Raw genomic sequence first — 2,700 nt, forward strand, 5'->3', positions numbered from 1 at the left:
AGCTTCCCTGCCGCTCGGCACGCAACAGCGCCGGGGCATAGACCGTGCGCTGCCAGGGAACGACCAGCGCCAGCAGCAGCAACACGCCGACGGTCATCGTCGCGATAACATGGCGATTCATATGATAATCCTTACGACGCCGGAGCCACTCCCGCAGCTCCTTGAACACCGGCAATACCACGAAGTAGCCGATTTCGACGACAAACAGCGCCATTCCCAGCAGTTTGAAGGCCATGTGATAGACCAACAGCGCGATCCCGGTAAACAGAAAGACGCGGTAGATCCAGGTGGCGAACGCGTAGCCGACCAGCGTACGCCGCAGCCAGCGCGGCAGCGGTTCCGGTAGAGGATCGCCCAGACCAAACAACCACTCCCGCAGCTGCCAGCGCCCCACCGCAAATCCACGCGGCTGAAGATTCGGCATCCCAAGCGCATCGGACAGCAGAAAGTAGCCGTCAAAACGCATCAGCGGACTGAGGTTGATCGCCAGCGTCATCACCCAGGTCGTCGTCGCCAGCATGAAGGCCGCGCTGCGCCACATTCCGTCCGGAAGAAAGCTCCAGGCCAGCGTCGCCCAGGCGGCCACTGCCAGTTCAGTCAGCATTCCGGCGGCGCCGATCAGCATGCGCTGACGCCGTCGGGGCAGCGTCCACGACGCGGACGTGTCGGTGTACAGCACTGGCATCAGCACCAGAAAGGCGACGCCGATGGTGGAGACGCTCGCGCCGAAGCGCCTGCAGGTATAGGCATGCCCCAGCTCGTGCAGGAATTTGGTCGCCATCAACGTGACGGCGGCCAGCAGCGCGCCTTCTAGCGTGAAAAAGTGCAGAAAAGTATGTTTGAACGTTTCCCACTGGCGGCTGGCCAGCAGCAGGCCCACGACGGCCGCCGCCAGCGTGAGCCCCCAGAACGTCGGCCGGAAAAACAGGCCGACCCACGGCAGCGTCGCGCGCAGAAAACGGTCGGGGTGCAGCAACGGGATACGCAGGAACAAATAATGCGTCAGCAGGTAACGCCACCAGCTCATGCGTTCGCGCGCCTGCAGGCGTCCCAGCAGGTTCAATGCCTCGTCGCCCCGCGCCTGCGTCAACGAGTTGGCGAGCAGAAACTGGCCAAAGACGCGCACATCTTCCGCCGTGATTGTCAGCGGTAGCGCTTGATGGGTCTCGGCGACGATCTGCTCTACGCTCCCTAGCGACCAGCGCGACAGCAGCGTCTTTTCCAGCCAGCCAATGCGGAAAAACTGGCCGCGCAGCGGATCTTCCAGCGTCCAGCTCGGCGAGCCGTCCCAGCCCGCCGGGCCGGGATGCAGGATCAGCTCATCGCGCAGCGGCGGCAAACCCGATGGAGAGGAAGGGACTGAAGATCTCACCACTTAGACTCCCAGCCAGACGCGCAGCGACGACCACGGCTTACGCAGCAAATAAGCGATCAGCACCGTGCGCTGACCATACACCTTGGCCGTGCCTTTCAGTCCGACCCGCAGCGTGGGATCGTCATCGGCGAACCGCGCCCGCAGCCGGTATGCCATCACGTTGTCTGCCGTGACGGCAGCCCGATAGCCCAGCTGTTCCAGCCGCGCGGACTGCGGCGCATTCGGCGCAACGTTCAGAAACAGCCGGACTTCCGCTCCCTTTTCCAGGCGGATGGCGTCCGCCGCGGGCAACTGGATTTCCAGTTCGCTGTCCAACGGGTCTGCGATCATCATGATGCGCTCCCCCACCGCCACCGAACGCCCTATCCAGTCGCTGGCATCGTCGAAAATCGCCACCCCGTCGCGCGGCGCGGCTAACGCCAGACGATCGCGCTGGTGCTGCAAAAACGTCACCTCGCTGTACGCCTGCTCCCGGCGGCTCGCCAGCACCGCCAGTTGCGCCTTGGCATCCGCATCGCGCAGCGCCTGCTGCTGCGCCTGACGGTACTGCGCATCGCTGGCGGCGAACTGCTGCCGTGCCGTTTCCAACTGATTTTCCAGCTCGCGCGCGTCCAGCCGCAACAGCGGCTGTCCCTGCGTCACCGGCTGATTAGGGCGCACCAGAATGTCGTCGATCACTCCGGCCAGCGGCGCGCGCACCATCACCGGCCGATGCGCCACAATCTCCGCCGGTGCCAGAACGCTCTGACGCACCGGCACGAGCATCAGCAATCCCAGAACGATGGCCGCCCCGAGCCAACTGCGGCGCGAGCGCAACGCTTTACGCAGCCGCTGTCGGCCCGGTTTGCGCGGCTGCAACGCCTGCCAGGCGTGAGCATAGGCTTCGCCCAGCTGTTCCAGCAGCACGATTTCAGCATCAAGCCAGGGACGATCACGCAGCAGGACCAGCGCCAACGGCGGCGCGCCCTGAGCCGTCCGCAGCGGCAGCCACAGCAGGTACGGCGGCAGGTAGGCCTGCCAGAAGTCACGATTTTCCGCCGTCGTCGCGGCCTGCTCAATGCGCTGCGCGTGGGGATAGTTTGCCTGCCACTGCTGGCACAGACGCGCCATGCCCCGGCAAAACGTCGCATGACCATCCAGGCTCGCGACGCCGGAAGCCGCGCGCAGGCGGCCCGGCTGGCGCTCCCACAGCAGTGTCTGCCGGTAAGGGGTCAGGCGATAAGTCTCGTTGACCATGAAAAAGGCCTGCTCGTCGGCGGTTTGCAGCGCACGGCAGCGGCTTTCCAACTGCAACAGCTCCGCCATCAGCCGCAGGCGTTGATCCG

2 protein-coding genes are annotated in these 2,700 nt (G+C 65.0%); both read right to left on the reverse strand.

Annotated features, from left to right (window positions below; translation table 11 throughout):
• Nucleotides 1-1,375, reverse strand: a 1,375-nt coding sequence (locus Q7O77_RS16670; protein WP_369696232.1) for a site-2 protease family protein, incomplete at its 3' end; no start/stop codon positions are given.
• On the reverse strand, nt 1,376-2,700 hold a 1,325-nt coding region (locus Q7O77_RS16675; RefSeq protein ID WP_304169849.1), incomplete at its 5' end, for an efflux RND transporter periplasmic adaptor subunit.

The sequence above is a fragment of the Lonsdalea britannica genome (assembly GCF_946477055.1).
Lineage (GTDB): Bacteria > Pseudomonadota > Gammaproteobacteria > Enterobacterales > Enterobacteriaceae > Lonsdalea > Lonsdalea britannica_A.